This is a genomic window from Xanthomonas sp. 3058, assembly GCF_014199765.1.
Taxonomy (GTDB): domain Bacteria; phylum Pseudomonadota; class Gammaproteobacteria; order Xanthomonadales; family Xanthomonadaceae; genus Xanthomonas; species Xanthomonas campestris_B.
The window spans coordinates 1-3,213 of sequence record NZ_JACHOF010000044.1 but is presented as its reverse complement, the minus strand read 5'-3'; the positions used below and the strand labels follow the sequence as shown (position 1 = coordinate 3,213).

At 56.8% G+C, this 3,213-nt stretch carries 4 protein-coding genes; 2 read left to right on the top strand and 2 right to left on the bottom strand.

Going from position 1 to position 3,213, the window contains the following annotated elements; translation table 11 throughout:
• Nucleotides 1-205: 205 nt before the first annotated feature.
• Nucleotides 206-592, bottom strand: a complete 387-nt coding sequence (locus tag GGR61_RS20735; protein WP_326520650.1) for a hypothetical protein — start codon at nucleotides 590-592, stop codon at nucleotides 206-208.
• Nucleotides 593-1,178: 586 nt separating this feature from the next.
• A complete protein-coding gene (locus GGR61_RS20730) occupies nucleotides 1,179-1,877 on the bottom strand; it encodes a hypothetical protein (protein ID WP_227971625.1) in 699 nt (232 codons plus the stop codon).
• 463 nt (nucleotides 1,878-2,340) lie between these two features.
• On the opposite strand from GGR61_RS20730, the gene GGR61_RS20725 reads away from it, so the two are divergent.
• Both GGR61_RS20725 and GGR61_RS20720 read left to right on the top strand, forming a co-directional pair.
• Nucleotides 2,341-2,613 carry a hypothetical protein gene (locus GGR61_RS20725; RefSeq protein ID WP_184623792.1) on the top strand — a complete coding sequence of 91 codons (273 nt, stop codon included), beginning with the start codon at nucleotides 2,341-2,343 and terminating at the stop codon, nucleotides 2,611-2,613.
• Complete coding sequence (locus GGR61_RS20720; RefSeq protein ID WP_184623791.1) at nucleotides 2,610-3,023, top strand: SymE family type I addiction module toxin; 414 nt, start codon at nucleotides 2,610-2,612, stop codon at nucleotides 3,021-3,023. The genes GGR61_RS20725 and GGR61_RS20720 overlap by 4 nt, the downstream gene beginning before the upstream one ends.
• The last annotated feature ends 190 nt before the right edge of the window (nucleotides 3,024-3,213 follow it).

Below are 3,213 nucleotides of genomic sequence, written 5' to 3'. Positions count from 1 at the left end.
ATGACACCAGCTGCTTATGCCCAACATCTGGCCAACACCGATATCATTACCCCCGGACTCTAAACCAAGCCGCTACTCAGGGCGGGGGGATGTCGACGAAGCAGCAGGTCCTTACTTCGAGCGACGCTTGAAAGACAGCCTGGCTGGGCCCCTGCCGCTGCCATGAATAATGGCAGATTACGGTTTTATCGTTCTTATGATTGAATTAGAAGGTCAACGTTTCTTCGGTATCTGCGTAGACCAGCACGACCTTTTCGCCTGCATACGGTAAGGCGACCTCAGGTGACGAGGACTCAGTCTTGGAAATTTCAACTTTCGCAATGGGGTCACATTTCTCATTGATGCCGCATCTGCGAATGGCAATACGCAATACGCCGTGGTCGTTCGCGAAATCCACACCGGGAGAATAAAAGAGGCTTTCTGCAGGCATGTAGTAGCTAATTCGGATTACGTTTCTCTCTGCTTTCTCGATCTTGACCGGCTGAACATCTTTTTTCTTGTAATCAGAGCGTATCTTTCCTACTGTACACGCAGTCAAAGTTGATATCGCAAGTAATCCCGCAGCAAGAGTTAGCCTAATTTTTAAATTCACATCAATGCCCCTGTGTGGACTCGTCTAAATAGATTGGCGACTACTCCCCAATATCCTGAGGAGCTCGATTCACTACGAGCTTGCTTAAGTGGATTCCGTCAGTTGAATGAAATCCGACCATCCAGGTAACCGCTACGGCTGGTGCTGTCACTGATGGCTGCGATTCTTTCACGATGGGCGGGAGCGTGCACGCAACTGATGTCTTGTAACCTGCTCCCGGAGAGCTCAGTGCTTTGCAATGAAAGCCAAGGTTCTCAAGACTCCTTTGCACGGCCGTGACGGGCGAGCCAGCCGGGTTGGCCGCTTCAAGCTGCTGCCTTGCTTTGGCGGCAGACTGTTGAGGATCAAAGCCGAGCCGTGGGTCTTGCTGCATGGCAGAGCATCCTGATATAAAAAAAAGACTAGCGATTGCCAGTATTGCCAGAAGGCTGCGGTTGGCCAAAGGATTTGTTTGCATGTTTTGACAACTCCAACGCAATCACACAGACGATCATCCATGTGGATGTCGGTTGCAAGTATGCTCCCGTAAAGTAATGGAGCTAGGACGTAACAGTGTCAGGTCAACTTGACCTCGTTTGAATCAAGTTTATGCGCCGGTTGCTGCTTCATCCTTTTCTTTGCTCTTCAATGCCATCTCGAGCAAATATTCATAGGTCTGAAGCTTGCCCCTAGCCGAGGTGGCTACCCAGCAGACCATCCAAAAGAACAGCAGCAAAATACCAACCATCGCTGTCATTGGAGACATCGCTAGAGGATTTCCACCAGCGCGCATAACCAGGAAGAGCGACGCCGCGACTGGAAGCAGACCTAGCTTGTCGACGCTACCGGCTAATAACGCAATTCGACCCGCACGGCGCGTATGGCTGTAGCGGGCGTGATCCAGCATGAGTTGCAGGGTTGCTGCCGGATACCCCTTCAACCAAGTCACTTCCTGCAGAAATTGCTCTAGCTGATGATCAGTGCGCATAGCCTGATCGACTGTCCATTGACGTAGATCACTCACTATCCCGTAGAGACTAATTATCATCAGGACGCCTAGCGCCGCCAATGCAACCCAGAAGCCGGCGGTTGCGACCTTCGCTAGCAACTGGGGTTGAATACTCGTAAAACTGAAGAACGACGCAATCAGCGTAGAGGCTATTCCGCACACCAAAACGATGGCAGCGCCGCGCACTAGGCGGCTAGGGCTGGCAGTGTCTGCCGGGAACTCTGGCAGCACCCTTAGGCGTTCTTCTAAAGCTTTAAAATTCAAAGGCACGCTCGGTGCTACATCGCTACTTTCCATGTCGCCCGTCACTGCTGAATGATGCGGCAAGATTAGAGCTGTCTGGCCGACACGGCTAGGTAGAAATTCTGCGACAGCACGAAACCCATTCTGCGCGAGCGCGCGCGGAGCAAGTCGGGAGCTTGTGATCCTGAGGGTGTGAGCACATGGGCTGCGTGTCGGTGCTTCTTGTAGTCGCCTTCTAAGTCGAGATCACGTGGGTTGACATCGCAATCTGCGCGTTGCAACCTCTGCCTTAAGGAGCGTCGAAACTCCTCTAAGAGCGGTACCCACCTCCGTCAAACCGGTGGGTTTTTTGTGCCTGCATCCCGCAGGTACAAGCCGATGCGATGCCTGCGTCGGGAGGGCGGCTAATACAACACTCGCAAGGGGAATACGCCCGCCGGCTCTTAGCGGTTTCGAACCTCCCGACATCCCGTCGCCGTTGGCGCCGGTTCTTGGGTTGTTCCAGGAGGGCGTTGCCATGTCTACCGCACCATCCACGCCGGCATCGGTGCCGGGTTATCTGTTGCCAGCCTCCGCTCACGGCTTGCTGTGGGACGTAGGCGAGGTACTGCGCCGGCTGGTTGCACGCGCAGCTATTGAGCAGGCCAGCGACGATCCCGCGCAGCAGCTGCTCAGCCAGCCCGGTGTGTTGTCGCAGGCCTTGCGCAGCCTGTCCGCCCGCATCGACGTGGCCTTGCAGCAGTGCGTTGCTGCACCTATCACCAACACTCGCCACCCGGAGGCGCCATGACACGCCGCCGCCCACCCAGCGCGTCCGCCACCGCACGGCCCACCCGCACACGTACGCGCCCCGCGCCACCCAAGCGGGTGCAATGGGTCATTGTCGAACCCGATCGCACCCAGCTGCCACCGATGCTGCCGACCGAGCCGGACACAACGCCGCAAGGCCCCGGCCGTTTGCCTGCACCGCGCCGCGCCCGCCGCCCGCGCCAATGCACCGTCAGTTACACCCTCTACCCCGGCGCCCACGACCACGCCGGCGACCAGCACGTGCCCCACGTCCGCCTCAGCGGGCTATGGCTGGAGCAGTTGGGCTTCGCTATCGGCACAAAGCTACGGATTACTGCAAGCGAGGGGCAGGTGTTGATGGAGGTGTTGGCGCCGGTGGAGGTGCCGGCAACGCGCAGAACGCGAGGGTAGGCCTAGCAGCGACGATTTGGGTTGGTTCAGCCAGGGCGCGCGAGGGCACCTTCACCCAAGCGAGCTTGTCTCCCAGATCGTCTTCGTACATCGGTTGACCTGCCCCCACTGAGCCGTACCAGCTGAAGCTATAAAGTCCGTGCCCCCAAGAGGACGGACATGAAGAAGAACAGATTCAGCACCGAGCAGA

What these genes read in the sequence shown, in the direction of transcription:
- GGR61_RS20720 (WP_184623791.1), top strand. Translation starts at nt 2,610, where the DNA reads ATGACACGCCGCCGCCCACCCAGCGCGTCCGCCACCGCACGGCCCACC.
- GGR61_RS20725 (WP_184623792.1), top strand. Translation starts at nt 2,341, where the DNA reads ATGTCTACCGCACCATCCACGCCGGCATCGGTGCCGGGTTATCTGTTG.
- GGR61_RS20730 (WP_227971625.1), bottom strand. Translation starts at nt 1,877, where the DNA reads ATGGAAAGTAGCGATGTAGCACCGAGCGTGCCTTTGAATTTTAAAGCT.